The organism is Bradyrhizobium sp. CCBAU 11357, from assembly GCF_028128865.1.
In the GTDB taxonomy this organism is placed as follows: Bacteria; Pseudomonadota; Alphaproteobacteria; order Rhizobiales; family Xanthobacteraceae; genus Bradyrhizobium.
Map to the genome: position 1 here is coordinate 164,155 of NZ_LBJW01000016.1, position 22,135 is coordinate 186,289.

The 22,135-nt window shown below is 65.2% G+C and carries 22 protein-coding genes; 6 read left to right on the forward strand and 16 right to left on the reverse strand.

Going from position 1 to position 22,135, the window contains the following annotated elements; all coding sequences use genetic code 11:
- Positions 1 to 10 precede the first annotated feature (10 nt).
- Complete coding sequence (locus XI05_RS04135; protein ID WP_271498864.1) at positions 11 to 202, forward strand: hypothetical protein; 192 nt, start codon at positions 11 to 13, stop codon at positions 200 to 202.
- Here the strand turns inward: XI05_RS04135 and XI05_RS04140 are convergent.
- Both XI05_RS04140 and dmeF read right to left on the reverse strand, forming a co-directional pair.
- Complete coding sequence (locus XI05_RS04140) at positions 199 to 1,077, reverse strand: DMT family transporter (protein ID WP_271498866.1); 879 nt, start codon at positions 1,075 to 1,077, stop codon at positions 199 to 201. The genes XI05_RS04135 and XI05_RS04140 overlap by 4 nt on opposite strands.
- Positions 1,078 to 1,179: 102 nt before the next feature.
- Positions 1,180 to 2,151 carry a CDF family Co(II)/Ni(II) efflux transporter DmeF gene (gene dmeF, locus XI05_RS04145; protein ID WP_271498869.1) on the reverse strand — a complete coding sequence of 324 codons (972 nt, stop codon included), beginning with the start codon at positions 2,149 to 2,151 and terminating at the stop codon, positions 1,180 to 1,182.
- A gap of 196 nt (positions 2,152 to 2,347) precedes the next feature.
- Here dmeF and XI05_RS04150 point away from each other — a divergent pair, with 196 nt between their 5' ends.
- From XI05_RS04150 to XI05_RS04160, 3 genes are all read left to right on the forward strand, one after another.
- On the forward strand, positions 2,348 to 3,166 hold the full coding sequence (locus tag XI05_RS04150; RefSeq protein WP_271498872.1) for a chromate resistance protein ChrB domain-containing protein: 819 nt from the start codon (positions 2,348 to 2,350) through the stop codon (positions 3,164 to 3,166).
- Positions 3,166 to 4,551 carry a chromate efflux transporter gene (gene chrA / locus XI05_RS04155; RefSeq protein WP_271498874.1) on the forward strand — a complete coding sequence of 462 codons (1,386 nt, stop codon included), beginning with the start codon at positions 3,166 to 3,168 and terminating at the stop codon, positions 4,549 to 4,551. The genes XI05_RS04150 and chrA overlap by 1 nt, the downstream gene beginning before the upstream one ends.
- Before the next feature lie 92 nt (positions 4,552 to 4,643).
- A complete protein-coding gene (locus XI05_RS04160; RefSeq protein WP_271498876.1) occupies positions 4,644 to 4,901 on the forward strand; it encodes a hypothetical protein in 258 nt (85 codons plus the stop codon).
- 637 nt (positions 4,902 to 5,538) lie between these two features.
- On the opposite strand, the gene XI05_RS04165 is transcribed toward XI05_RS04160, so the two are convergent.
- The 13 genes from XI05_RS04165 to rpoZ form a co-directional block, all read right to left on the reverse strand.
- Positions 5,539 to 7,083 carry a GMC family oxidoreductase gene (locus XI05_RS04165; protein ID WP_271498879.1) on the reverse strand — a complete coding sequence of 515 codons (1,545 nt, stop codon included), beginning with the start codon at positions 7,081 to 7,083 and terminating at the stop codon, positions 5,539 to 5,541.
- 4 nt (positions 7,084 to 7,087) lie between these two features.
- Positions 7,088 to 8,638, reverse strand: a complete 1,551-nt coding sequence (locus tag XI05_RS04170; RefSeq protein ID WP_271498883.1) for an ABC transporter substrate-binding protein — start codon at positions 8,636 to 8,638, stop codon at positions 7,088 to 7,090.
- 392 nt (positions 8,639 to 9,030) lie between these two features.
- The gene (gene parC / locus XI05_RS04175; RefSeq protein ID WP_271498886.1) at positions 9,031 to 11,289 is read right to left on the reverse strand and encodes a DNA topoisomerase IV subunit A; all 2,259 of its coding nucleotides are present in this window, start codon (positions 11,287 to 11,289) and stop codon (positions 9,031 to 9,033) included.
- A 61-nt stretch (positions 11,290 to 11,350) separates the two neighbouring features.
- A complete protein-coding gene (locus tag XI05_RS04180) occupies positions 11,351 to 11,638 on the reverse strand; it encodes a hypothetical protein (protein WP_271498888.1) in 288 nt (95 codons plus the stop codon).
- A gap of 100 nt (positions 11,639 to 11,738) precedes the next feature.
- Positions 11,739 to 12,491, reverse strand: coding sequence for a DNA repair protein RecO (recO, locus tag XI05_RS04185; protein WP_271498890.1), 753 nt, complete (start codon positions 12,489 to 12,491; stop codon positions 11,739 to 11,741).
- 140 nt (positions 12,492 to 12,631) lie between these two features.
- A complete protein-coding gene (locus tag XI05_RS04190) occupies positions 12,632 to 13,012 on the reverse strand; it encodes a hypothetical protein (protein WP_271498892.1) in 381 nt (126 codons plus the stop codon).
- Positions 13,013 to 13,033: 21 nt separating this feature from the next.
- Positions 13,034 to 13,960, reverse strand: coding sequence for a GTPase Era (era, locus tag XI05_RS04195; protein WP_271498895.1), 927 nt, complete (start codon positions 13,958 to 13,960; stop codon positions 13,034 to 13,036).
- Entirely contained in the window at positions 13,950 to 14,816 is an 867-nt protein-coding gene (rnc, locus tag XI05_RS04200; RefSeq protein WP_271498898.1) for a ribonuclease III, read from the reverse strand. Before rnc ends, era begins: the two co-directional genes overlap by 11 nt.
- The gene (lepB, locus tag XI05_RS04205; protein WP_172783427.1) at positions 14,813 to 15,577 is read right to left on the reverse strand and encodes a signal peptidase I; all 765 of its coding nucleotides are present in this window, start codon (positions 15,575 to 15,577) and stop codon (positions 14,813 to 14,815) included. The genes rnc and lepB overlap by 4 nt, the downstream gene beginning before the upstream one ends.
- Positions 15,578 to 15,826: 249 nt before the next feature.
- Entirely contained in the window at positions 15,827 to 16,246 is a 420-nt protein-coding gene (gene acpS / locus XI05_RS04210; protein ID WP_271498899.1) for a holo-ACP synthase, read from the reverse strand.
- On the reverse strand, positions 16,243 to 16,995 hold the full coding sequence (locus XI05_RS04215) for a pyridoxine 5'-phosphate synthase (protein WP_271498901.1): 753 nt from the start codon (positions 16,993 to 16,995) through the stop codon (positions 16,243 to 16,245). The genes acpS and XI05_RS04215 overlap by 4 nt, the downstream gene beginning before the upstream one ends.
- Positions 16,996 to 17,040: 45 nt before the next feature.
- Entirely contained in the window at positions 17,041 to 19,329 is a 2,289-nt protein-coding gene (locus XI05_RS04220; protein ID WP_172783424.1) for a RelA/SpoT family protein, read from the reverse strand.
- Positions 19,330 to 19,534: 205 nt separating this feature from the next.
- Complete coding sequence (gene rpoZ, locus XI05_RS04225; RefSeq protein WP_007603391.1) at positions 19,535 to 19,927, reverse strand: DNA-directed RNA polymerase subunit omega; 393 nt, start codon at positions 19,925 to 19,927, stop codon at positions 19,535 to 19,537.
- A gap of 329 nt (positions 19,928 to 20,256) precedes the next feature.
- Here rpoZ and XI05_RS04230 point away from each other — a divergent pair, with 329 nt between their 5' ends.
- Positions 20,257 to 20,901 (forward strand): LabA-like NYN domain-containing protein, encoded by a 645-nt coding sequence (locus XI05_RS04230; protein ID WP_025036724.1) that lies wholly within the window; start codon positions 20,257 to 20,259, stop codon positions 20,899 to 20,901.
- Positions 20,882 to 21,556 (forward strand): uracil-DNA glycosylase, encoded by a 675-nt coding sequence (locus XI05_RS04235; protein ID WP_271498904.1) that lies wholly within the window; start codon positions 20,882 to 20,884, stop codon positions 21,554 to 21,556. Before XI05_RS04230 ends, XI05_RS04235 begins: the two co-directional genes overlap by 20 nt.
- Here the strand turns inward: XI05_RS04235 and XI05_RS04240 are convergent.
- On the reverse strand, positions 21,553 to 22,134 hold the full coding sequence (locus XI05_RS04240) for a peroxiredoxin (protein WP_271498906.1): 582 nt from the start codon (positions 22,132 to 22,134) through the stop codon (positions 21,553 to 21,555). The genes XI05_RS04235 and XI05_RS04240 overlap by 4 nt on opposite strands.
- Position 22,135: the final 1 nt, after the last annotated feature.

The following is a 22,135-nucleotide window of genomic DNA, read 5'->3' on the forward strand; positions in this document are numbered from 1 at the left end:
CAAGCGTTCCATGAGCAACGACAACAGCCCGCCACGCACCTTCAAGGGCCTCTTGCGCTGGGCGACCACGCCGCCACAGGCCTGGGGCGTCTATCTGCTCGCCGTCCTGCTGGTCTGGCTGCTCTCGTTCTACGCCGGCACGCTGAAGCCGAAGAAGACGCCGGAGACGAGCCCGCCGACGACGACCGCGCCGAAGAGTTAAGCCGCCTTCGCCTCGCTGGTCGCAATCCCGATGCCGGCGAATACTGCGACGAGCCCGGCCAGAAGATTGGCCGTGATCGGCTCGTCGATCAGCAGCGCCGCCAACAGAGCGGCGGCGATCGGATTGACCGTCATCGTATTGGCGACCCGGGTCGGCGTCGCCCGCGCCAGCGCCATGACCCAGAGGATGAAGGCGAGCGCGCCGCCGCCGATGCCGAGATAAACGCCGGCAATCCATTGTGCCGCCGTGAAGTGCTCGAGCGCTGCAAAGCTGCCCTTCGCCAAACCCGCCAGCACCAGCACGACGGCGCCCGCGCCCATGCCGACGGTGAGAAAACCGAGCGCGCTCGAGCGCTGCATCAACGGTCGCGACAGCACGTTGTAAAACGCCATGCAGAACACCGCGCCGGTCATGATCAGCTCGCCGCGCCACGCGCCCGGCGGGCTTTGCGCGAGGCCCGCCGCCAGCGCCGCCGACACGCCGAGCACGGCGATACCCACACCCATCATCTTGCGTGCCGTCAATTGTTCCACGCCGAGAATTGCGCCGACCATCATGGTGTGCAGCGGCAGCGTCGCCAGCGCGAGACTGGCGCGCGCCGCCGTCGTGTAGGAGACCGCGATGTTGTAGCGAATGAAGAACAAGCCGAAGAAGCAGATGCCGAGCAGCATCACTGCTGGCCAGTCTGGCCGCTGCGGCCAGCGCGCGCCGAGCAGAAGCGCGCAAGGCAACAGGCAGAGAAAACCGATCCCCCAACGCAGGGCCGCGAGCAGGATGGGATCGGCGCCGCCGACGAGGTAGCGGGTGATGGCCGCGGCAGTCCCGCCGAAGCTGCTCGACGCCAGCGCTATCGCAACCCCGCCCCATTCGCCCACTGCCATCTCCTGTCACGGAGTTCCTTTGGGCTTAGCACGTTCATGCTGCCAGCACTGTGGCAGCAGCATTTCTTGAAAAGCGCGTCCGTTCGTGCGGATGCCTCAATGCGGACAGGTCTCGACCTCGACCGTGACGTGGCTGAGGCCCTTCAGCCCCGCGAGCCGCCGCTTGTAGATGGCCGGCTGCTTCGGCTTGTCCGACACGACCGAGAGCAGCACGGCGCAGTGGCCGGGTCCGACCTGCCAGAGATGCAGGTCGGTGACGCGATCCTCGCCGACCTCCATGCGGGCGCGGATCACCCGCTCCAGCTTCTCGTCGGCGCGCACGTCGAGCAGCACCGCACCGGATGACTTGATCAGGCCGAATGCCCAGCTTCCGATCACAACGCTGCCGATCAGGCCCACCGCCGGATCGGCCCAGACCCAGCCGGAATACATGGCGACGGCAAGGGCCGCGATCGCCAGCACGGACGTTGCGGCATCGGTCATGACATGGACATAGGCCGCGCAAAGGTTGTTGTCGCGGTGATGGTGATGATGGCCGTGATGATCGTGGTCGTGGCCATGATCGTCGTGGTCATCATGCGCATGGCCATGACCGTGATGGTGATGATCATGGCTGTCGCGCAGCAGCCAAACGCTGGCGAGGTTGACGCACAGCCCGAGAGCGGCCACCGCGATCGCCTCGCCATAGACGATCGGCACCGGGTTGATCAGCCGCAGCACGCTCTCATAGGCGATCTCGACCGCGATCAGGCCGAGGATGATCGCGCTGGCGAAGGCGGCAAGATCGCCGAACTTGCCGGTGCCGAAGGTGAAATGCGCGTTGCCCAGATGCCGCCGCGCGAAGCGATAGGCGAAGGCGGCAATGCCGAGCGCCGCCGCATGCGTGCCCATGTGCCAGCCGTCGGCGAGCAGCGCCATCGAACCGAACAGCGAGCCGGCGACGATCTCGCCGACCATCATGACCAACGTCAGCACCACCACGAACCAGGTGCGCCGCTCGTTCTCGTCGTGCTTCTCGCCCAGGAAGGCGTGGTCATGGGTCCATTGTTCGATGGAATGGGAATGCATCGAATTCTCCAGAAAATTCAGGTCCGTTGGCCTGCAATATAGACGGCAGGCAGCAATTTTCTAAGGTCCAATCGTCCCGCGGATTGACAGTGCTTCTTAGTTTCGCTGTAATCTGCGCCATGGGGATTTGAGCGATCTCCCCACGAGGCGACAGGCCCAAGCATCGCGTCCCGTTTAGTTCTTGCGAGGACGCATCATGTCTACATTCACGACCATATCATCCGACAAAATGGCACGCCTGATCGGCACGGCGAACGCGCCTGTTCTGATCGATGTGCGCACCGAGCAGGATTTTGCCGCCGACCGGCGGCTGATTCCCGGCTCGCTCAAGCTCAGCCACGACAACGTGACGGACTGGGCCGGCGCCTTCGCCGGCCGCCGCGCCGTCGTCTCCTGCCTTCGCGGCGAGAAGCTCGCGCAAGGCACCGCGGCCTGGTTGCGCCAGCTCGGCGCGCAGGCCGAGACGCTGGAGGGCGGCTTCGAGGGCTGGAAGGCAGCCAAGCTGCCGCTGGTCGACGCCCGCAAGCTGCCGCCGCGCGATGCCAAGGGACGCACCGTCTGGGTGACGCGGGCACGGCCGAAGGTCGACCGCATCGCCTGCCCGTGGCTGATCCGCCGCTTCGTCGATCCCAATGCGGTGTTCCTCTATGTCGCGCCGTCCGAGGTGGTCGCCGTCGGCGAGCGCTTTGGCGCAGCGCCCTTCGACATCGAGAACGTGTTCTGGAGCCACCGCGGCGAGCTCTGCACCTTCGACGTGATGATCGAGGAGTTCGGCATCGCGACGGCGCCCCTGCTGCGCCTCGCGACGCTGGTGCGCGGCGCCGACACCGCGCGACCCGACCTGGCGCCGGAGGCGCCCGGCCTGCTCGCAGCCTCGCTCGGGCTGTCGCGCATGTATGACGACGACCTCGAGCAGCTCGAGGCCGGCATGCTGCTCTACGATGCCTTCTACCGCTGGTGCCGCGACGCCACCACCGAGACGCACAACTGGCCGACCAACAAGGTGAAGGCGTGATGGACGTTCGCGCCGATCAAACGGGAGCTGATGCCGGTCACGGCATCAGCTTCAACGAAGCGTTTCGCGTCTGGCTCCGTGTCGCCTGCTTGAGCTTTGGCGGGCCCGCGGGCCAGATCGCGGTGATGCACCGCATCCTGGTCGAGGAGAAGAAATGGATCTCCGAGGGCAGGTTCCTGCACGCGCTGAACTACTGCATGCTGCTGCCGGGACCTGAGGCGCAGCAGCTCGCGACCTATGTCGGCTGGCTGATGCATCGTACCGCCGGCGGGCTGATGGCGGGCGGGCTGTTCATCCTGCCCGGCATCATCGCCATCATGGGCCTCAGCTACATCTATGCCGCCTTCGGCAATGTCAGCTTCGTCGAGGCGCTGTTCTTCGGCCTCAAGGCCGCGGTGCTCGCCATCGTTGTCGAGGCCGTGGTGCGCGTCGGCAAGCGCGCGCTGAAGAACCGAATCATGATCGCGCTCGCCGCAATCGCCTTCGTTGCGATCTTCTTCTTCGCGGTGCCCTTCCCGATCATCATTATCGCCGCCGGCCTCATCGGCTATGCCGGCGCCCGAAGCGGCCGTCCGGAATTCGCTCCGGCCGGCCACGGTCATGGCGGCAGCGGCGCCGTGATCGACAGCATGCTCGGCGAGGCGATGCCGGATCACCTCCGCCCCAATGTGGCGCGCGCGATCCGCGTTGGTGCAGTATGGCTGGCGCTTTGGCTGGTGCCGGTGATCGCGCTGCTGATGGCCTTCGGCCAGGCCAATGTCTTCAGCCAGATCGCGCTGTTCTTCTCGAAAATGGCGCTGGTGACGTTCGGCGGCGCCTACGCGGTGCTGGCCTATGTCGCCCAGCAGGCGGTCGAGCATTATCATTGGCTGAAGCCGCACGAGATGCTCGACGGTCTCGGCATGGCCGAGACCACCCCTGGGCCGCTGATCATGGTGCTGCAGTTCGTGGGCTTCATGGCGGCCTATCGCGACCCGGGCGGACTGTCGCCGATGCTGGCGGCAACCTACGGCGGCCTGCTCGCGACCTGGGTCACCTTCACGCCCTGCTTCCTCTGGATCTTCGTCGGCGCGCCCTATATCGAGCGCCTGCGTGGCAACACCGGCCTTGCCGGCGCGCTCAGCGCGATCACCGCTGCCGTGGTCGGCGTGATCCTCAACCTCTCGATCTGGTTCGCGCTGCACACCCTGTTCCGGGTGACCGTGCCGGTGCATGCGTTTCCGCTGAACTTCGACATGCCGGTGCTGAGAAGCGTCGATGTGCCGGCGCTGGTGCTGGCGATTGCGGCGGCCACCGCGATCTTCCGGTTCAAGCTCGGCATGCTGACGGTGCTCGCGGGTAGCTGCGCGGCGGGCGTGGCACTGCGGCTGGCGGGGGTCATCTGATGCCAGGGATGTGACCAATCGTGAGGCCAGGATGTGTTGGAACGCCGCGGCCGAACGCCAACTAAGCAGCCGGGGCGTTTGGAGACACAGCGATGCGTTTCATTCTGGCTTTGAGTTTTCTGATCACCTTTGTCGGCGTTGCCGAGGCGGCACAGGTGCGTCATGCGCACCGGCGGCACGCGATTATTCAATCCAATCAGGGCATGATCTCGTCAGGTTCCGCTTCAGGTTTCGCCTACGCGCCGCCTCCGTCGGCGCCCCACGGCGCCACTGAGCCGTATTTTGGCGCCTCTCAAGGTTACGCGCCCGGCGAAAAGGAGCGGTTTCTCCACAGCGTGTTCAGTCCATAGAGAGGCCGTACCACCTTGGGCGGGCCCGTTGTGCGGCGGACGCCGTGGGAAAGCTGCTGAGTTGAACCCGCAGCTTCCCGTTCTTGAAGTCACACGGCGAGGATGTTGTTACCGTCGGGTTGGATCGTTGGAGCCGCCGGGACGGATGGTCTGAGGGCCGCCCTGGCCGGTACCCGCGCCATTGCCACTGCTGGTACCTGCGCCGGATCCCGTCCCAGTGCCGGCGCCAACACTGCCCGCCCCTGTTCCACCCGCCGCGCCGCTCGTGCCGCTCCCCGAGCCGCCGCTGGTTCCTCCAGCTCCAGCGCTGGCGCCCGCACCTGCGCCGCCCGCTCCACCTGCGCCTCCCGCGCCTCCTCCTGCCTGCGCATGAGCGAACCCGATCGATGCGCCAGCAAGCAGCGCACACATGGCCACTGAGAAGATTGTCTTTCGCATTGTTCAAACTCCGATTGACGATGACATGCCAATCAAAGCGGCGCGCAAACGTTCCTGATGACCTTCGTCGCAAGCTTTCGACATTCGTAGGAACGATGTTGCGCAACGTTGAATTAATTCCAGTCCCGCGGCCACTCCACGCACCCTTCCGCGAAGCGCGCGTGACTCATCCCAATGCGGCTTGAATTCTGACCGCCGACTACCGCATCATCATCCGCGAGATCGCTTCCCCGATCACCACCGTGGTGAAGTGCGTGTTGGCGCGGCAATCGGACGGCATGATCGAGGCATCGGCGACGCGCAGGCCGCTGATGCCTTTCACGTTGCCGTCGGGGTTGACCACGCCATCCGCGTCGCCCACGCCGCTCATGCGGCAGCTGCCGGCAGCATGCTGGATGTCGCCGGTCTCACGGCGTAGCACGGCGTCGAGCTCGTGATCGGGCAGGCTGGCGGCCTGCGGCAGCGTCAAATCCGTGTCGGCGAGCCTGATCCAGTCGGCAATCCCTGACAGCGCCGGCTGCGAGGTGATGACGGCGAGGCGTTTCACCGCATCCATCATGCGCAGCATGTCGCGGGGATCGGCCAGCATGTTCTCCTCGACGACGGGATCGATTGCAGGATCGGTCGAGGCCAGCTTGAGCGTTCCACGCGAACAGGCGTTGAACAGCCCGGCGCCGATCGCGCCGGGCACGCCGATGCCGCGATGGTTGAACGCAATCAGAATCATGTCGCGCTTGCCGCCATTGGCGAGGCCCGAGGAATAGGTCACGCAGCAATTGGTGTGGCGCGTATCGGGATCGACGGGACGAATCTCCTCCCGCAGTTGGATCGTGGCACGAAACAGCGGATGGTCGAAGAAATGGCGGCCGACCGGCAGATCGCGTTCGACCTTAATCCCCATCGCCTTCAATTCCTCGGCCGGGCCGATGCCCGAGCGCAGCAGGATCGCCGGACTGTGGATGGCGCCGGCGCACAGCACGATCTGGCGTGCGCTGATCTCGTGGGTGCCCTGCCCCTCGATATGAACGCGGACGCCGGTCGCCCGTCCGTCGCTGATCAGCACGCGATCGACCAGCGCATGCCCGCGGATCTCCAGATTGGCGCGCCCGCGCGCGGGCTCGAGATAGCCCTCGTTGGTGGTGATGCGGCGCAAGTTGCGGCTGTTGATGGGGTAGCAGGCAACGCCCTCGCCGTCCGGACCATTGACGTCGGCGCACCAGGGATAGCCGCTCGCCAGCGCCGCATCGCGCAAGCCCCGGTCGATCGGGCCCCATGTCTCCGGCGGCGCGCGATAGACCGGCAGCGGCCCGCCGCGTCCGTGTCCCTCGGCGCCACCGAACTGCAGATCGTCCTCGATCACCGAGAACAGCGGCATCACCTCTTTCGCCGACCAGCCGGTGCAGCCATTGGCCGCCCATTCGTCGAAGGCATCGGCAACACCGCGGATCGCGATCTGGCCGTTCATCATCGACGAGCCGCCGAGCCCCTTGCCGCGCCAGTAGAAGCGCGGCTCCTGCCCCGCGACGCGGCGCGTCAGCAGATCGGGCCACTGCCATTTCTCCTGGTACTCGCGCTTGTGGATGATCGGGATCGGATTCGGCGTCCTCACCTCCCAGGGCGCCTCGTCAGCGCGCCAGTCGCGCCCCGCCTCTAGCAGCAGCACGCGCCGTGCCGGATCCTCGGAGAGCCGCGCGGCAACGGCGGCGCCAGCGGAGCCGCCGCCGACAACAATGACATCGTACATCGCGTTACTTCTCAACGTTCCAGAACACCGGGATGGCGGACGGTATCAGACCCCGCAAAGTCGCGCGATAGGCGGCCGGCTGGGCGAACTGCCCCCACGGGATTCCGGGCGCCTGGTCGTACATGACGGCCTGGATCTCGCCCGCGATCTTCTTCCGGTCCTCCTCGGCCGGCGCCTTGGCGAAGGCTTCCATCAGCGGGGTGATGCGTGCATCGCATTGCCAGCCGGTGAAGTCGGCGCAGTTGAAGGCGACCATGACATTGGTCAGCGGCGAGCCCAGATCGAAGCCGCCGGCGTGGACGCCATAGACGCTCCAGCCCTCCTTCTTGGCGCGGCGCGCCAGTACGCTCGCCCAGTCCATCACCTGCAGATCGACGTTGAAGCCGGCAGCCTTCAGCCGCTCGGCGAGCACCTGCGCCGAGACGCGCGGGGCTTCGAGGTCGTTGGCCTGCATCACGACGACGGGCTCGCCGGCATATTTGGTCGCCTTCAGCGCAGCCTTCGCCGCTTCGATCGAGGGCTTGGCCGCCGCTTCCGTGCCGGCCTTGCTCTCGTAGGTGGTGCCGCAGGTGAAGTAGGTCGCGCAAGGCGTGGCGTACTTGGCGTCGAGCCCGAGCGCATCCAGCACTTCCCGCTGGTCGACCAGCTTCCACAGCACGCGGCGGATTTCCGGATCATCGAACGGCTTCGAGGCGGCGTTGAGACGATAGGCACCGGCGAACATGTTGCCGCCGGTGAAGTTGACGAGCTTGACGCGCGTGTTCTTCTCCAGCTGCGGCAACAGATCGAACGGCGCGTACTGCATGAAATCGACTTCGCCGGCCTGCAGCGCAGAGGCGGCGGTCGCACCATCGGGAATGACGCGGATCTCGAGCGTGTCGACATTGACGCGCTTGCCGCCGGCGAGGAAGTCCGCGGGCTCGGCACGCGGCACATAATCGGCGAACTTCTTCAGGATCATGCGGTCGCCGGTGCGGTGGTCGGCCTTGCTGTAGACGAACGGTCCGGAGCCGACGATCTCGGCGATGCGCTGGTCGCCCGGCGTCTTCGCGATGCGCTCGGGCATCATGAAAGCGACCGGACTGACGGGATTGGCGAGCGCGTCGATGACGAGCCCGGACGGCTCCTTCAGCGTCAGCACGAAGGTTTTCGCATCGGCCGGCTCGAGCGAAGCCGTGATCGCAAAAATGCGGCGGCCGAGCGCGCTGCGCGTGCCCCAGCGGCGCAGCGAGGCCACGCAATCGGCTGATGTGACCGGCAGGCCGTCATGCCATTTCAAGCCGTCGCGCAGCGTGAACGTATAGGTCAACCCGTCAGGCGAGACCTTCCAGTCCTGCACCATTTGCGGCTTGATATCGCCCTTGGAATCCTTCGCGAACAGCGTGTCGAATACCATGTAGCCGAACGTGCGCGTAATATAGGCCGTGGAGAAATGCGGATCGAGCGTGACGATCTCCGCCTCGAGCACCGCGACGAGATTGCCCGCCGCATGCGCAGGCGCCGCCACCAGCGCGAGGCCGAACAGCGCCGGAATGAAAGCCTTCAGTTTGAGCATTGGGATGTTTTTGCCTTTCGACCAGCCGTTTGCAGTCGCCAGGAAAAAGCAATGTTCGTGCCCGCACGTATGCGCTCGCGGCTAGCTGCCACGCGTTTGCGGGGTACTCAATGTCAGTTGGAGAGCAGCGCTATCGCCTCTCGTCATTGCGAGCGCAGCGAAGCAATCCAGAGTCTTTCCGCGGTGGGATTCTGGATTGCTTCGCTGCGCTCGCAATGACGATGTGGGGACAGATGCGCGCCACACCCTGGTGCCCCGGACGCAGCGCAGCGTCACTTCGACGGTGCGCTGCTGAGCCGGGCCCATGTCTCCCAGCAATCCGTGCAGCATGGGTCCCGGCTCTGCGCAGCAACGCAAGATGCGTTGCTGCGCGTCCGGGACACCAGATCGTCCTATCCGATCACCCGGCCGAACTTGTTCGACTTCGGAAAACCCTTGGGCGGCAGGCGGCCGGCGTCGGCGCGGGTGCCTTGCCACTCCGCGAGCTCCTTCATGGTCGCGGAGAATTCGCGTCCTGCGGAGTCCTTCCAGGTCAGGCCCGCCTTGGCGTCGAATACCGCAACGTCGGACAGACCGCCGTCCTTGTACTTCTGCAGCCGCACGCCGCGGCCGCGCGCCATTTCCGGCACCTGGTCGAGCGGGAAGACCAGCATCTTGCGGTTCTCGCCGATGACGGCGACGGTGTCGCCCGTCACCTCGGTGATCGCGCGCGCCTCGTTCGGCATGTCGACGTTGAGGACCTGCTTGCCCTTCTTGGTGGTGCCGACGCAATCGTCCTCGTTGACCACAAAGCCCTGGCCCTCGTGGCTCGCGAGCAGGAATTTGCGGCCACCCTTGTTGACGAACAGCGCGACGGGCGCGGCCTCCTGCTCCAGATCGATGAACAGTCGGATCGGCTCGCCATGGCCGCGGCCGCCCGGCAGCTTCGCAACGTCGAGCGAGTAGAACTTGCCGTTGGTGGCGAACAGCAGCAGCTTCGAGGTCGTCTCGGCGAAGAAGGCGAAGCCGAGCTTGTCATCCTGCTTGAAGGCGAGGCCCGAGAGATCCTCGACATGGCCCTTCATGGTGCGGATCCAGCCCTTGTCGGAGACGACGACGGTGACCGGCTCGCGCTCGACGAAGGCCTCCTCGATCGCGGCGAGGTCGTGCTCGGGCGCATCCGCAAAGGTGGTGCGGCGCTTGCCGAGCGGCGTCTTCGGCCCGAACATGTCGCGGACCTTGCCGACCTGCTCGCCGACCTTCTTCCACTGCTCGGTCTCGGAGGCCAGCAGGGCCTGGATGCCCTTCAGCTCCTTCCGCAGATCCTTGTCCTCGGTGCGGATCTCCATTTCCTCGAGCTTGCGCAAATTGCGCAGCCGCATGTTGAGAATGGAGTCGGCCTGCAGCTCGGTGAGCTTGAACGCCTTCATCAAGGCCGGCTTCGGCTCGTCCTCGTTGCGGATGATCCGGATCACCTCGTCGATGTTGAGATAGGCGATCAGCAGACCGCCGAGGATTTCGAGCCGGTGCTCGATCTCGCCCTTGCGGTAATTGGTGCGACGGATCAGGACGTCGCGCAGGTGGTCGAGCCATTCGCGCAAGCACTCCGCGAGCCCCACGACCTTGGGGATGCGGCCCTTGATCAGCACGTTGAGGTTCAGCGGAATCTTGTTTTCGAGCTCGGTGAGCCGGAACAGCGATTCCATCATCAGCGCCGGATCGACGTTCTTCGACTTCGGCTCAATCACGATGCGGACGTCTTCGGCCGATTCGTCCCTGATGTCGCCGACCAGCGGCAGCTTCTTCTGGTCCAGCAGCTCGGCGACCTTCTCGATCAGGCGCGACTTCTGCACCAGGAACGGAATCTCGGTGACGACGACGACCCAGGTCCCGCGCGCACCCTCCTCCTGCGTCCACCGCGCACGGACGCGGAACGAGCCGCGGCCGGTGGTGTAGGCTTCGGCGATGGCCTGCTTGGAATCGACAATGATGCCGCCGGTCGGAAAATCCGGGCCCTTCACCCACTTCAAGAGCGCCTTCGACTTCGCGTCGGGCTTCTCGATCAGATGCAGCGCGGCATCGCACAGCTCGGCGGCATTGTGCGGCGGGATCGAGGTCGCCATGCCGACGGCGATGCCTTGTGCGCCGTTGGCGAGCAGGTTCGGGAAACCGCCCGGCAGCACGACGGGTTCTTTCGACTGGCCGTCGTAATTGGCACGGAACTCGACGCCGTCCTCGTCGATGCCCTCGAGGAGAAGCCGCGCGACGTCGGTCATGCGCGCTTCGGTGTAGCGGTAGGCGGCGGGGTTATCGCCGTCGATATTGCCGAAATTACCCTGGCCGTCGACCAGCGGATAGCGCGAGGAGAAATCCTGCGCGAGACGGACCATGGCGTCGTAGATCGCCTGGTCGCCATGCGGATGGAACGAGCCCATCACGTCGCCGACGATCTTGGCGGACTTCTTGAAGGCCGTGCCGGGGTCGAGCCGAAGCAGGCGCATGCCGTAGAGGATGCGCCGGTGCACCGGCTTCAGGCCGTCGCGCGCGTCCGGCAGCGCACGGTGCATGATGGTGGAGAGGGCATAAGCGAGATAGCGCTCTTCCAGCGCCTCACGCAGCGGCACCTCGTGGATTTCAGCCGGTTCTTCCGGCGGAACGATTCGTTTTCCCATGCCGCCCGGTTAAACCGTGGAAGCGAATCGGGCAAGGATCGAATGGTTCCCTGTGGGCGGCCTACTGGCCCGCCCAGCCGGCGGTGACCGTCTGGGTTTTGGCCGCACCCGGCGCTTGAGCGGGCGCCGGCACATTGGCCAGGCAACGGCGGGCGGCCTCGATCTCGGCCTCGGTGGCGCCATGGGACCGCGCCCATGTCTCTGCCGCGGCAGCGGAATATTTTGCGACGTAGTATCGCACCACCGTGCACGAGGCCCGGCGAAATACCCCGGGCTGCGGCTCGCCGGCCATGGCGTCGGGCGCGAAGGCAAGCAGCGTCGCGGACAAGGCGAATCCCTTGATCAACATTTGGGCTGTCCCCCGATGTGGAACCTCAGGCCAATTCAGCTCGGGCCGATTTGGTTCCCGGGAACTTCATGCCCCAGCGCAAAGCTGGGCATCCGTTAGGTCATGGCGCCGGGATCGCTGCCCTTGCCTGCTGCCGCATCAAGGCGTTGATGAAGCCGGCCCGCGCGTCGGAATGGCCTTGGCCGCGCGGCTCCAGCACGTGGCGGAGCAGAAACAGGCCCGTGAGCCGAAAGCCGTCCTGGAGATCCTGCTCGGTAAGATCGCTCGCGGTTTCGCCCTGGCGCAGGAACGGCGGCAACCGCAACAGCCGGTCGCGCCACGGCTCGCCCGCGCCGCGCGATACCGCGCCGCCGGATTTCGGCGAGACATAGATCAGGTCCGTGGTCTCGCCGGTCACCGTACAATTGTCCAGCGCCAGACCGAAACCCAGCTCGGCGAGCATCGCCAGCTCGAAATGGATCAGGTGCACGGCCGCGCTGCCGATGTCGTCGAAATCGTCGAGCGAATGTTCGAGCAGCGCAAAGATGTCTTCATGCGGATCGCGCTCCGGCAAGAGCCGCGCGATCGAGGCGAGATGGGTGACGCCATAGACACCGTGGGATGACCCCAGCAGCGTCGCCGCCCGCAGCTTCAATCCCTCGATGGTATAAGTGCCCAGATGCTCGTCGAGCCGCGCCCGCCACACCGCACTGACGCTATTCCCCGGCTGCAGCAGCGGCCGCATCCGCGAGCCGGCGCCGCCGCGGACCAGCCCCAGATGCCGACCATGCGCGCGCGTCAAGAGCTCGACGATGGCGCTGGACTCGCCATGCCGCCGCACGCCCAGCACGATGCCTTCATCCGACCATTCCATGGGGGAATCTTATCGCATTTCGAGCTGTCGTAGGGTGGGCAAAGCGAAGCGTGCCCACGCATTTTTTGCGACCAGGGTGAGATGGTGGGCACGGCGCGCAAGGGCGCGCCTTTGCCCACCCTACGGCAGCGTGCCAAACCTCACGCGTTGAACCAGCCCTGCGCGTCGCCGCTGAAAGAGAAATAGAGGCCGATCGCCGTCAGCGCGCAGGAGACGATCTCGATGGCGCTGTCGAGCTCCAGGCCCTTCGCGCCGATGATCTGGCCGAGCGAGATCACCGACAGCACGAGGGCCGCCGCCAGCACCCAGCGCGGCCAGTTCTTGCGATGATGCGCAGCCAGCCGGACGAAATAGAGCAGCAGGAGGATCATGCCCCCGGCGAGCAACGTCCCGGTCATGATCATCTGCTCGGTCACCTCGGCACTAGGCGTGCGGTCCTGCACGGCCACCGAGACGGCATCCAGCATCAACGATGCATAGAGCAGCGCTTCGAAGCGCTGGACGTTGGCGGGTAGGCTCATCGAATGCCGATCTTTTCTTGGTTATTCTTTTGGGAAGTCCAGACCCATCTCGCGGTAGCGATCGGGATCGTCGCCCCAGTTCTCGCGCACCTTGACGAACAGGAACAGGTGCACCGGCACGTCCAGGATCTGCATCAGCTCCTTGCGCGAGTCGGCGCCGATCGACTTGATGGTGGCGCCGCCCTTGCCGAGCACGATCTTGCGCTGGCTTTCGCGCTCGACATAGATCGTCTGCTCGATCCGCACCGATTTGTCCTTGCGCTCCTCCCACTTGTCGGTCTCGACCGTGGACTGGTACGGCAATTCCTGGTGCAGCTTCTGATAGATCTTCTCGCGGGTGATCTCGGCCGCCAGCTGCCGCATCGGCGCGTCCGACATCTGGTCCTCAGGGTAGAGGAACGGGCCCGGCGGCACCATGTCCGCGAGCGTCTTGCGGATGTCGTCGACGCCGTCGCCCGAGATCGCCGAGATCATGAACGTCCGCACGAAGGTCATGCGCTCGTTGGCGGCCTGCGCCAGGGCCAACAGCTTCTCGCGCTGGACCAGATCGACCTTGTTGATGACGAGGATCTTGTCGTGATTGACGCTGGCCGCCTTGGCGAGGATCGCCTCCGCCTCCTCGTCGATCCCGGTCTTGGCATCGAGCAGCACGCAGACGAGATCGGCATCGTGGGCCCCGCTCCAGGCGGTCGAGACCATGGCGCGGTCGAGCCGGCGCTTGGGCGAGAAGATGCCGGGCGTGTCGACCAGGATGATTTGCGCGTTGTTCTCGATGACGATGCCGCGGATCAGCGCGCGCGTGGTCTGCACCTTGCGCGAGACGATCGTGACCTTGGCGCCGACCAGCGCGTTGACGAGCGTGGACTTGCCGACATTCGGCGCGCCGATCAGCGCGACGAAACCGCAGCGCGTCGCGCTGGGTGCCTCGCCGCTTGCTTCAACCATCATTGCCGCCGCCGACGCCTTCGCGTTCGATCATCACTGAGGCTGCCACCTTCTCTGCCGCGCGCTTGCTGCCGCCGATGCCCTCGGCCGGCGCCAGACCCGGCAGATCGACGGCGACGCGGAACTGCGGATCGTGATGCGGGCCGGTACGCTCGACTTCGCGATAAACCGGCGTCGGCAGCCCCTTGCCTTGCGCCCATTCCTGCAGCACGGTCTTGGGATCGCGCAACGGACGGCGCGGCTTGTGCATACGCTCGGTCCAGTTGCGCTTGACGAATTCGGCCGCCGCCGCATGGCCGCCGTCGAGATAGACGGCGCCGATCACGGCCTCGCAGATGTCGCCGAGAATGGATTTGCGCAGGCGGGCATCGGCACTGGAGCCGACCGAACCCAGCTTGATGTCGTCGACGAGACCGAGCGACTTGGCGACGTCCGCGCAGCTCTCCTTGCGCACGAGCTCGGCAAGACGCTTCGACAATTCGCCTTCGTCGGCGTTGGGGAAGGCGTGATAGAGCATGTCGGAGACAACGAGGCCGAGCACGTGGTCGCCGAGGAATTCCAGCCGCTGATAACTGTCGCCGCGCTTGCGCCCGGACTTCAGGGCCGAGACATGCGTGATCGCCTGCATCAAGAGGTTCGGGTCAGTGAAGCTGTGGCCGATGCGCGCTTCGACCGCCGCATTCGCATCCGTGCCCTTGGCCTTGCTGCTCCGCGCCCGCTTCTTCTTTGCAGGCGCCTTGTCTGCAGATGCCTTGTCGGCCGATGTTTTGTTTGCGGGCGACTTGGTCGCGGCTTCCCCTTCGGGGCCCGCCTGCGCCTCGATTGGTTGGGTCGCGATGTCCTTTGCTTCGTCTTTCATCGGACGATTTTGAAGAAGCGATTCCAGCGCACCGCCCACGGCCAGCGCCAGAACATCCAGGCATGCTCGCCTTCAGCGATCGAGAAGAAGATCATCTGGGCTCGGCCGATCAAGTTCTCCTGCGGAACATAGCCGACCTGGCCGAGAAAGCGGCTATCGGTGGAATTGTCGCGGTTGTCACCCATCATGAAGAAGCGGCCGGCCGGCACGGTGTAGACGTTGGTGTTGTCCATGTAGCCGTTGTCGGCGCAGTCCAGCGTCTCATAGGACACGCCGTTCGGCAGCGTCTCCTTCCAGCGCTTCACCCGGGAGATGCCGCCGCCCTCCGAGCCGCAAGGGTCCTCGCCGACATATTCGCTCATGCGCTGCCGCTCGACAGGCACATCGTTGATGTAGAGCAGCCCGTCCCGCATCTGGATGCGATCGCCGGGAAGCCCGATCACGCGCTTGATGTAGTCGGTGGAATCGTCCTTCGGCAGGCGGAACACGACGATGTCGCCGCGGGCCGGGTCCGAGCCCCAGATCCGTCCCGAGAACAGCGGCGGCGAGAACGGAATCGAAAAATGGCTGTAGCCGTAGGAATATTTCGAGACGAACAGATAGTCGCCGACCAGCAACGTCGCCTTCATCGAGCCGGACGGGATGTTGAAGGGCTGAAACAGGAAGGTGCGGATCACGAGCGCGATCAGGAGAGCATGAATGACGACCCGGATCGTTTCGCCGACGCCGCTCTCAGTTTTCGTTCCTGAAGTCACGCTCATTGCTCTCTCAATTCCGGCCGGCGGTCACAGAGCGCCCTCCTGGCGCGAACAGCCCATCGCTTCGCGGCCCATGGAGATTGTCCTGATTCTGATAGTGGGGGCCAATTCCGGCGTAAAGCCGAATTCGCCCAAGCTGGTTTGCGTCGGCGGACTTTTAGACGGTTGTCGGAGGCCACGCAATCAAGGATCGCATCAAAACTGAATAAGACATTGATTCCAAATACGAATTATAAAATCGACCGGATCGCGTCAGGGCCTCGCCTGCGGCACGGCCGAAATGATGACGAAGGCCTGCGCCAGCGGCCAGTCGTCGGTGATCGAAAGGTCGATCCGCGCCTCGAATCCCTCCGGCGTCAGGGCCTGGAGCCGGGCCAGGGCGCCGCCGGTCAGCTGCATGGTCGGCCGCCCGCTGGGCAGGTTGACCACCCCCATGTCGCGCCACCAGACGCCGCGCCTGATCCCGGTGCCGAGCGCCTTGGAGCAGGCCTCCTTGGCGGCGAAGCGCTTGGCGTAGGTCGCCACCACCATCTTCTCGTTCTTGGCCCGCCGCTCCGCCTTGGCCCGCTCGGCAGCGGTGAAAATGCGGTCGAGGAACCGCTCGCCATGGCGCTCGATCACCTTGGCCACGCGGGTGATGTCGATCAGGTCGGAGCCGATGCCGATGATCATGCCCGGCTCCGGCCACGGTCCATCGCCGCGCGCATGCTGCGCACGGTCTCGGCCAGCCCCACGAACAGCGCCTCGCCGATCATGTAGTAGCCGATGTTCAGCTCCATGATTTCCGGCAAGCCCGCGATCTTCTCCGCCGTCGCATAGTCCAGCCCGTGACCGGCGTGAACCTCCAGCCCCGCGTCCTTGGCCAGCTTCGCTCCCGCTACGATCCGCCGCCATTCGGCCTCGGCCTTGTCGCTGTGACCGTCGGTGACGGCATCGCACCAGGCGCCGGTGTGGATCTCGATCACGGGCGCGCGCAGCCGTGCCGCCATCTCGATCTGGGCGGGGTCGGCCGCAATGAACAGCGACACGCGGATGCCGGCATCGCTCAGCCGTGCAATATAGGGCGCGAGCGCGTCGCGCTGGCCGACCACATCCAATCCGCCTTCGGTCGTCACCTCCTGGCGCCGCTCCGGCACGAGGCACACCGCGTGCGGCTTGGTGGCGAGCGAGATCCGCATCATGTCGTCCGTTGCGGCCATCTCGAAATTGAGCGGCTTGGAGATCTCCGCCTTCAGGCGCGCCATGTCCTCGTCGCGGATGTGCCGGCGGTCCTCGCGCAAATGTGCGGTGATGCCGTCGGCTCCGGCCTCGATCGCGAGCAGCGCCGCGCGCACCGGATCGGGATGGCGGCCGCCGCGCGCGTTGCGCACGGTTGCAACGTGATCGATGTTGACGCCGAGGCGGAGCTTCGAAGCGGGCATTTCAGGACTCGCGAAATCAGAGGGAACGGCGCATGCGAGATGCGCCTATCCATTAACACGTTCGACTTTGGCGACCACCGCCTTCGCGCGCAGCTGGGCCAGGATAGCGCTCAGATGCTTCAAATCGTAGACTTCGAGATCGATCGTCGTCTCCGTGAAATCGGGCGAGCGGCGCTGCATGCTGATGTTGTCGATGTTGCCGTCGTGCTCGGCGATCACGGTCGCGATCTGCGCCAGCGCGCCGGGCTCGTTGACGTTCTCGACCTTGATGCGGGCGGGGAAGCGCTGCGGCGCGGAGTCCTCGATGTCCCAGCGGACGTCGAGCCAGCGCTCCGGCTCCTCCTCGAAATCCTTCAGGGCCGGTGCCTGGATCGGATAGATCGTGATGCCCTCGCCCGGCGTGACGATGCCGACGATGCGATCGCCGGGGACCGCGCCGCCGTTCGGCGCGAACTTCACCGGAAGGTCGGAATTGATGCCGCGGATGGGGATCGCAACCGGGCTGCGCGCCGGTTCGGAGACCCCCTTCTCCTTGAGCTTGGCGGCAAGCCCCTTCTTGACGCCGTAGCGCGCGATGCGCTCCTCCTTGTAATCGGGGTACATCGCGCGTGCGACATGGGAGGCCTTGATCTCCCCTCGCCCCACCGCCGCCATGACGTCCTCGATCGAAGTGCGCGCGAGCCGCGGCAGCGCGCCCTTGAGCTTGTCGTCGGCGTATTCGATCTTGGCGCGCTCGAACAGGCGCTCGACGATGCGCCGGCCGAGCCCGACATATTGATCGCGCACCGCGGTGCGCGTGGCGCGGCGGATCGCGGCGCGCGCCTTGCCGGTGACGGCCAGCGTCTCCCAGGCCGAGGGCGGCGCCGACTGCGCTTCCGAAGTCAGCACCTCGACCTCGTCGCCGTTCTGAAGCTCCGAGGACAGCGGCGCGAACTTGCCGTTGATCTTGCAGCCGACCGCGCTGTTGCCGACGTCGGTATGCACGGCATAGGCAAAGTCGATCACGTTGGCATGGCGCGGCAGCGCGATCAGCTTGCCCTTGGGGGTGAAGCAGAACACCTGGTCGTGGAACAGCTCGAGCTTGGTGTGCTCGAGGAATTCCTCCGGGTTCGCGCTTTCCGAGAGGATGCCGATGGTGTGGCGCAGCCAGGCGAAGGCGTTGGACTCGCGCTTGAGGAATTCGGTCGGCGAACCCACGCCCTCCTTGTAGAAGACGTGCGCGGCGATGCCGCGCTCGGCGATCTGGTCCATCGCCTCGGTGCGGATCTGGAGCTCGACGCGCTGATTGCCGGGGCCGATCACGGTGGTGTGGATCGAGCGGTAGTCGTTCTGCTTCGGCGTCGAGATGTAGTCCTTGAAGCGCCCCGGCACGACCGGCCAGGTGGTGTGGACGATCCCGAGCGCGCGATAGCAAGCCTCGATGTCGCTGACGACGAGACGGAAGCCGAAGATGTCGGACAATTGCTCGAAGCCGACGGACTTGCGCTCCATCTTGGTCCAGATCGAGAACGGCTTCTTGCGCCGGCCATAGACCCGCGCCCCCAGACCCCGATGGCGCAGATTGTTGGAGAGCTGGTCCTCGATCTCGCCGATCAGGTTGCGGTTGCGCTCGGCGAGCGCATCGAGCCGCTGCATCACCACCGAATAGGCTTCGGGATCGAGGGTGCGGAAGGACAGGTCCTCCAGCTCCTCGCGCATCTCCTGCATGCCCATGCGGCCCGCCAGCGGCGCGTAGATGTCGAGCGTCTCCTCGGCGATGCGCCGGCGCGATTCCGTGGGCACGAAATCCAGCGTGCGCATGTTGTGCAGGCGGTCGGCGAGCTTGACCAGAAGCACGCGGACATCGTCGGCAATGGCCAGCAACAATTTGCGCAGGTTCTCGGCCTGCTTGGCTTCGCGCGAGACCAGTTCGAGCCGCTTCAGCTTGGTCAGCCCCTCGACCAGCGCCCCGATTTCGGACCCGAAGATCTGGTCGATCTCGGCCCGCGTCGCCTCGGTGTCCTCGATCGTGTCGTGCAGCAGCGCGGCCACGATGGTGGCGTCGTCGAGCTTGAGGTCGGTGAGAATCGCCGCCACTTCGAGCGGGTGCGAGAAATACGGATCGCCCGAGGCGCGGGTCTGCGAGCCGTGCGCCTTCATGGCGTAGACGTAGGCCCGGTTCAGCAGGTCTTCGTTGGTGTTGGGATTGTAGGACCTGACGCGCTCGACGAGGTCATATTGACGCATCATGCGGGCGCGGGGCCTGGCCGGGCGCGCGACCGGCGCAGTCGGGGCCACGGCAACCGATTCGGTTGCGGCCTGCATCTGCGTGGATCTGCGGCGCCGATATACCATGCCGTCCTGCCTTCAAACGGGCTCGCACCGGCCCGCTGCATACATCCTAACTCCGATCGCGCTCGTGTCCGATCAATTCAGTGACAGGGCAAAGCGCCAACCGCAGCGCTATGGTAACCACGAAAAGGTCAACAAAAGCAAAGGCCCGAACAGCGGTTCGGGCCTTTGATATGATCACAAGAAGAAGATGATCGCGATGGAGGAATTACTCGTCTTCCTCGGGCTGCTCCTCGGGGGGCGCGAGGCCTTCCAGGCCCTTCAGCAGCTCCTCTTCGGTCATGCGCTCCACCGCGACCTCGGTGTCGTCGGCATCGACGCTTGCGCCCGCGGAACCGATCAGCGGCACCGTATCCGGCTCGGGCTCATCCACCTCGACGAACTTCTGGAGCGAGTGGACCAGCTCCTCGCGGAGGTCCTCCGGCGAGATCGTCGTCTCGGCAATTTCACGTAAAGACACAACAGGGTTCTTGTCGTTATCGCGGTCAACCGTTAGTTGTGAACCGGACGAGATCATGCGGGCACGGTGGGCAGCCAGCAGGACCAAGTCAAACCGGTTGTCGACCTTGTCGATACAATCTTCTACGGTGACGCGAGCCATGGACTGTCGCTCCGTTGTGGGTGGGACGAAATATGTGGATGATTGGGGCTAGTTATAGGGGCCGGGACGGTTTCGCAAGGCCAATTTGTGATTTGGCCTCGCCAAACGGCTCTGCTACCCCCACATTGGGGCTGGGATGGGTGGTTTTCCGGGCTGCCGTTGGGGGCGGCGCCGGGTGTATGCAAGTCCGCCATAACTATACCTTGATTGCCCCGACTTCTCCGGATTTGCGGTTTCGACGGATTTCTGCGGCACTCTAGAACTGCGCGGCCCACTGTCGCCGCGCCAACAAAAAACGATCAATCACGAACACTACGCGAGCAAACTGAATGTCACCTTCTCCTACCAACAAGATCGCGCTCTTCATCGACGGGGCCAATCTCTACGCGACGGCGAAAACCCTCGGCTTCGACATCGACTACAAGCGCCTGCTGAAGGAGTTTCAGAGCCGCGGTACGTTGTTGCGGGCGTTCTATTACACCGCCATCATCGAAGACCAGGAATACTCCTCGATCCGCCCGCTGATCGACTGGCTGGACTATAACGGCTACACCGTCGTCACCAAGGCGACCAAGGAATTCATCGACGCCTCTGGCCGCCGCAAGGTGAAGGGCAACATGGACATCGAGCTCGCCGTGGACGCCATGGAGCTCGCCGAGCACATCGACCAGATGGTGCTGTTCTCGGGTGACGGCGACTTCCGCTCGCTGGTCGAGGCCGTCCAGCGCCGCGGCGTGCGGGTCACGGTGGTTTCCACCATTGCCAGCCAGCCGCCGATGATCGCCGACGAGCTGCGCCGCCAAGCCGACGTCTTCACCGATCTCGTCGAGCTGCAATCCAAGCTCGGCCGCGATCCGTCCGAGCGCCCCGCCCCGCGTGACCGCGGCGAGCGTGGCGAACGTCATCACGCCCCGCAATTCCTCCAGCGCGCGACCACGATGGCGCCGAGGGGCGATGACGACTTCGAGGAGTGAGGCGGCACGGTCCAGCCGCCAGCCTCTCACCGTCGTTCCCGACCGTGACTGCCCGCTCTGTCCGCGCCTGGTCGCCTTTCGCGAGGCGAACCGCGCACGCGAGCCATCGTGGCACAATGCGCCCGTTGCGCCCTTCGGCGACATCAAGGCCCGCCTCCTGATCGTGGGCCTCGCGCCGGGAATGCAGGGCGCCAACCGCACGGGGCGGCCGTTCACCGGCGACTATGCCGGCGACCTGCTCTACGCCACGCTGATCGAATACGGCTTTGCCAGGGGCACCTATCAGGCGCGCCCGGACGACGGCCTGAAACTCATCGATTGCCGGATCGCCAATGCCGTGCATTGCGTGCCGCCGCAGAACAAGCCGCTGCCGGTCGAGATCAACACCTGCCGCCAGTTCCTCGTGGCCAATCTGGCGACGATGCCGAACCTGCGCGCGATCGTCGCGCTCGGGCGGATTGCGCACGACAGCGTGCTCAAGCCGCTGAACCTGAAGGCCTCACAAGCCCCCTTCGGCCACGGCGCGGTGCATCAGGCCGGTGCGTTCAGGCTCTACGACAGCTATCACTGCTCCCGCTACAACACGAACACCGGCGTGCTGACCCCGGACATGTTCAGATCGGTGTTCGCGAAGGTGAAGGCGGATCTCGACTAGCTATTGACGGGATTCGCCTTGAGCCAGGCCAGCACGTCGCCGGCGTTCCGATCGGGCGGAAACACGGGATAGAACACGTGTGTGATCCTGGCGTCGTCGATAACAAGCGCGAGGCGCTTGATCAGCGTCAGGCCCGCGACCTCCATGGTCGGCAAGTTCAAGGCGCGCGTCAGCGCCAGCTTCTCGTCCGAGAGCACCGGGAACGGCAGATGCAGGCGCGAAGCCATCTCGATCTGATAGTCGTTGCTCTGGGTCGAGAGGCCGAACACGTGCGAGGCGCCGGCGGCTTTCAGCTCGGCGTAGAGATCGCGGAATGCGCAAGTCTGGGGCGTGCAGCCGCGCGCTCCCGGGATCATGTCCCAATCGTCGACCAGCGCGATCTTGCCGGGCTCTCCGGTTCGGGGATAGGCGAACACCACGGTGCGGCCGCGTAGCGCCCTCAGCGTGACCGATGTATCGTCGGTCGCGAGCAGGCCGATCGGCGGCAACGTCATGCCTTCGAGATGCGCAGCGGCGCCGTCGTCGGAAGGCGCGGGAATCTGGCTCCAGTCGACCTCGAGCAGGTTCCGTTGATTCATC

Bases quoted from the DNA above. Each gene is read 5' to 3' on its own strand.
- XI05_RS04135 (WP_271498864.1), top strand. From the start codon at position 11: ATGAGCAACGACAACAGCCCGCCACGCACCTTCAAGGGCCTCTTGCGC.
- era (WP_271498895.1), bottom strand. From the start codon at position 13,960: ATGATGGTTGAAGCAAGCGGCGAGGCACCCAGCGCGACGCGCTGCGGT.
- XI05_RS04170 (WP_271498883.1), bottom strand. From the start codon at position 8,638: ATGCTCAAACTGAAGGCTTTCATTCCGGCGCTGTTCGGCCTCGCGCTG.
- XI05_RS04215 (WP_271498901.1), bottom strand. From the start codon at position 16,995: ATGCCCGCTTCGAAGCTCCGCCTCGGCGTCAACATCGATCACGTTGCA.
- lepB (WP_172783427.1), bottom strand. From the start codon at position 15,577: ATGAGCGTGACTTCAGGAACGAAAACTGAGAGCGGCGTCGGCGAAACG.
- dmeF (WP_271498869.1), bottom strand. From the start codon at position 2,151: ATGCATTCCCATTCCATCGAACAATGGACCCATGACCACGCCTTCCTG.
- XI05_RS04235 (WP_271498904.1), top strand. From the start codon at position 20,882: ATGACGACTTCGAGGAGTGAGGCGGCACGGTCCAGCCGCCAGCCTCTC.
- XI05_RS04160 (WP_271498876.1), top strand. From the start codon at position 4,644: ATGCGTTTCATTCTGGCTTTGAGTTTTCTGATCACCTTTGTCGGCGTT.
- XI05_RS04230 (WP_025036724.1), top strand. From the start codon at position 20,257: ATGTCACCTTCTCCTACCAACAAGATCGCGCTCTTCATCGACGGGGCC.
- recO (WP_271498890.1), bottom strand. From the start codon at position 12,491: ATGGAATGGTCGGATGAAGGCATCGTGCTGGGCGTGCGGCGGCATGGC.
- acpS (WP_271498899.1), bottom strand. From the start codon at position 16,246: ATGATCATCGGCATCGGCTCCGACCTGATCGACATCACCCGCGTGGCC.
- rpoZ (WP_007603391.1), bottom strand. From the start codon at position 19,927: ATGGCTCGCGTCACCGTAGAAGATTGTATCGACAAGGTCGACAACCGG.
- XI05_RS04165 (WP_271498879.1), bottom strand. From the start codon at position 7,083: ATGTACGATGTCATTGTTGTCGGCGGCGGCTCCGCTGGCGCCGCCGTT.
- XI05_RS04220 (WP_172783424.1), bottom strand. From the start codon at position 19,329: ATGGTATATCGGCGCCGCAGATCCACGCAGATGCAGGCCGCAACCGAA.
- XI05_RS04180 (WP_271498888.1), bottom strand. From the start codon at position 11,638: ATGTTGATCAAGGGATTCGCCTTGTCCGCGACGCTGCTTGCCTTCGCG.
- rnc (WP_271498898.1), bottom strand. From the start codon at position 14,816: ATGAAAGACGAAGCAAAGGACATCGCGACCCAACCAATCGAGGCGCAG.
- XI05_RS04150 (WP_271498872.1), top strand. From the start codon at position 2,348: ATGTCTACATTCACGACCATATCATCCGACAAAATGGCACGCCTGATC.
- chrA (WP_271498874.1), top strand. From the start codon at position 3,166: ATGGACGTTCGCGCCGATCAAACGGGAGCTGATGCCGGTCACGGCATC.
- XI05_RS04240 (WP_271498906.1), bottom strand. From the start codon at position 22,134: ATGAATCAACGGAACCTGCTCGAGGTCGACTGGAGCCAGATTCCCGCG.
- XI05_RS04190 (WP_271498892.1), bottom strand. From the start codon at position 13,012: ATGAGCCTACCCGCCAACGTCCAGCGCTTCGAAGCGCTGCTCTATGCA.
- parC (WP_271498886.1), bottom strand. From the start codon at position 11,289: ATGGGAAAACGAATCGTTCCGCCGGAAGAACCGGCTGAAATCCACGAG.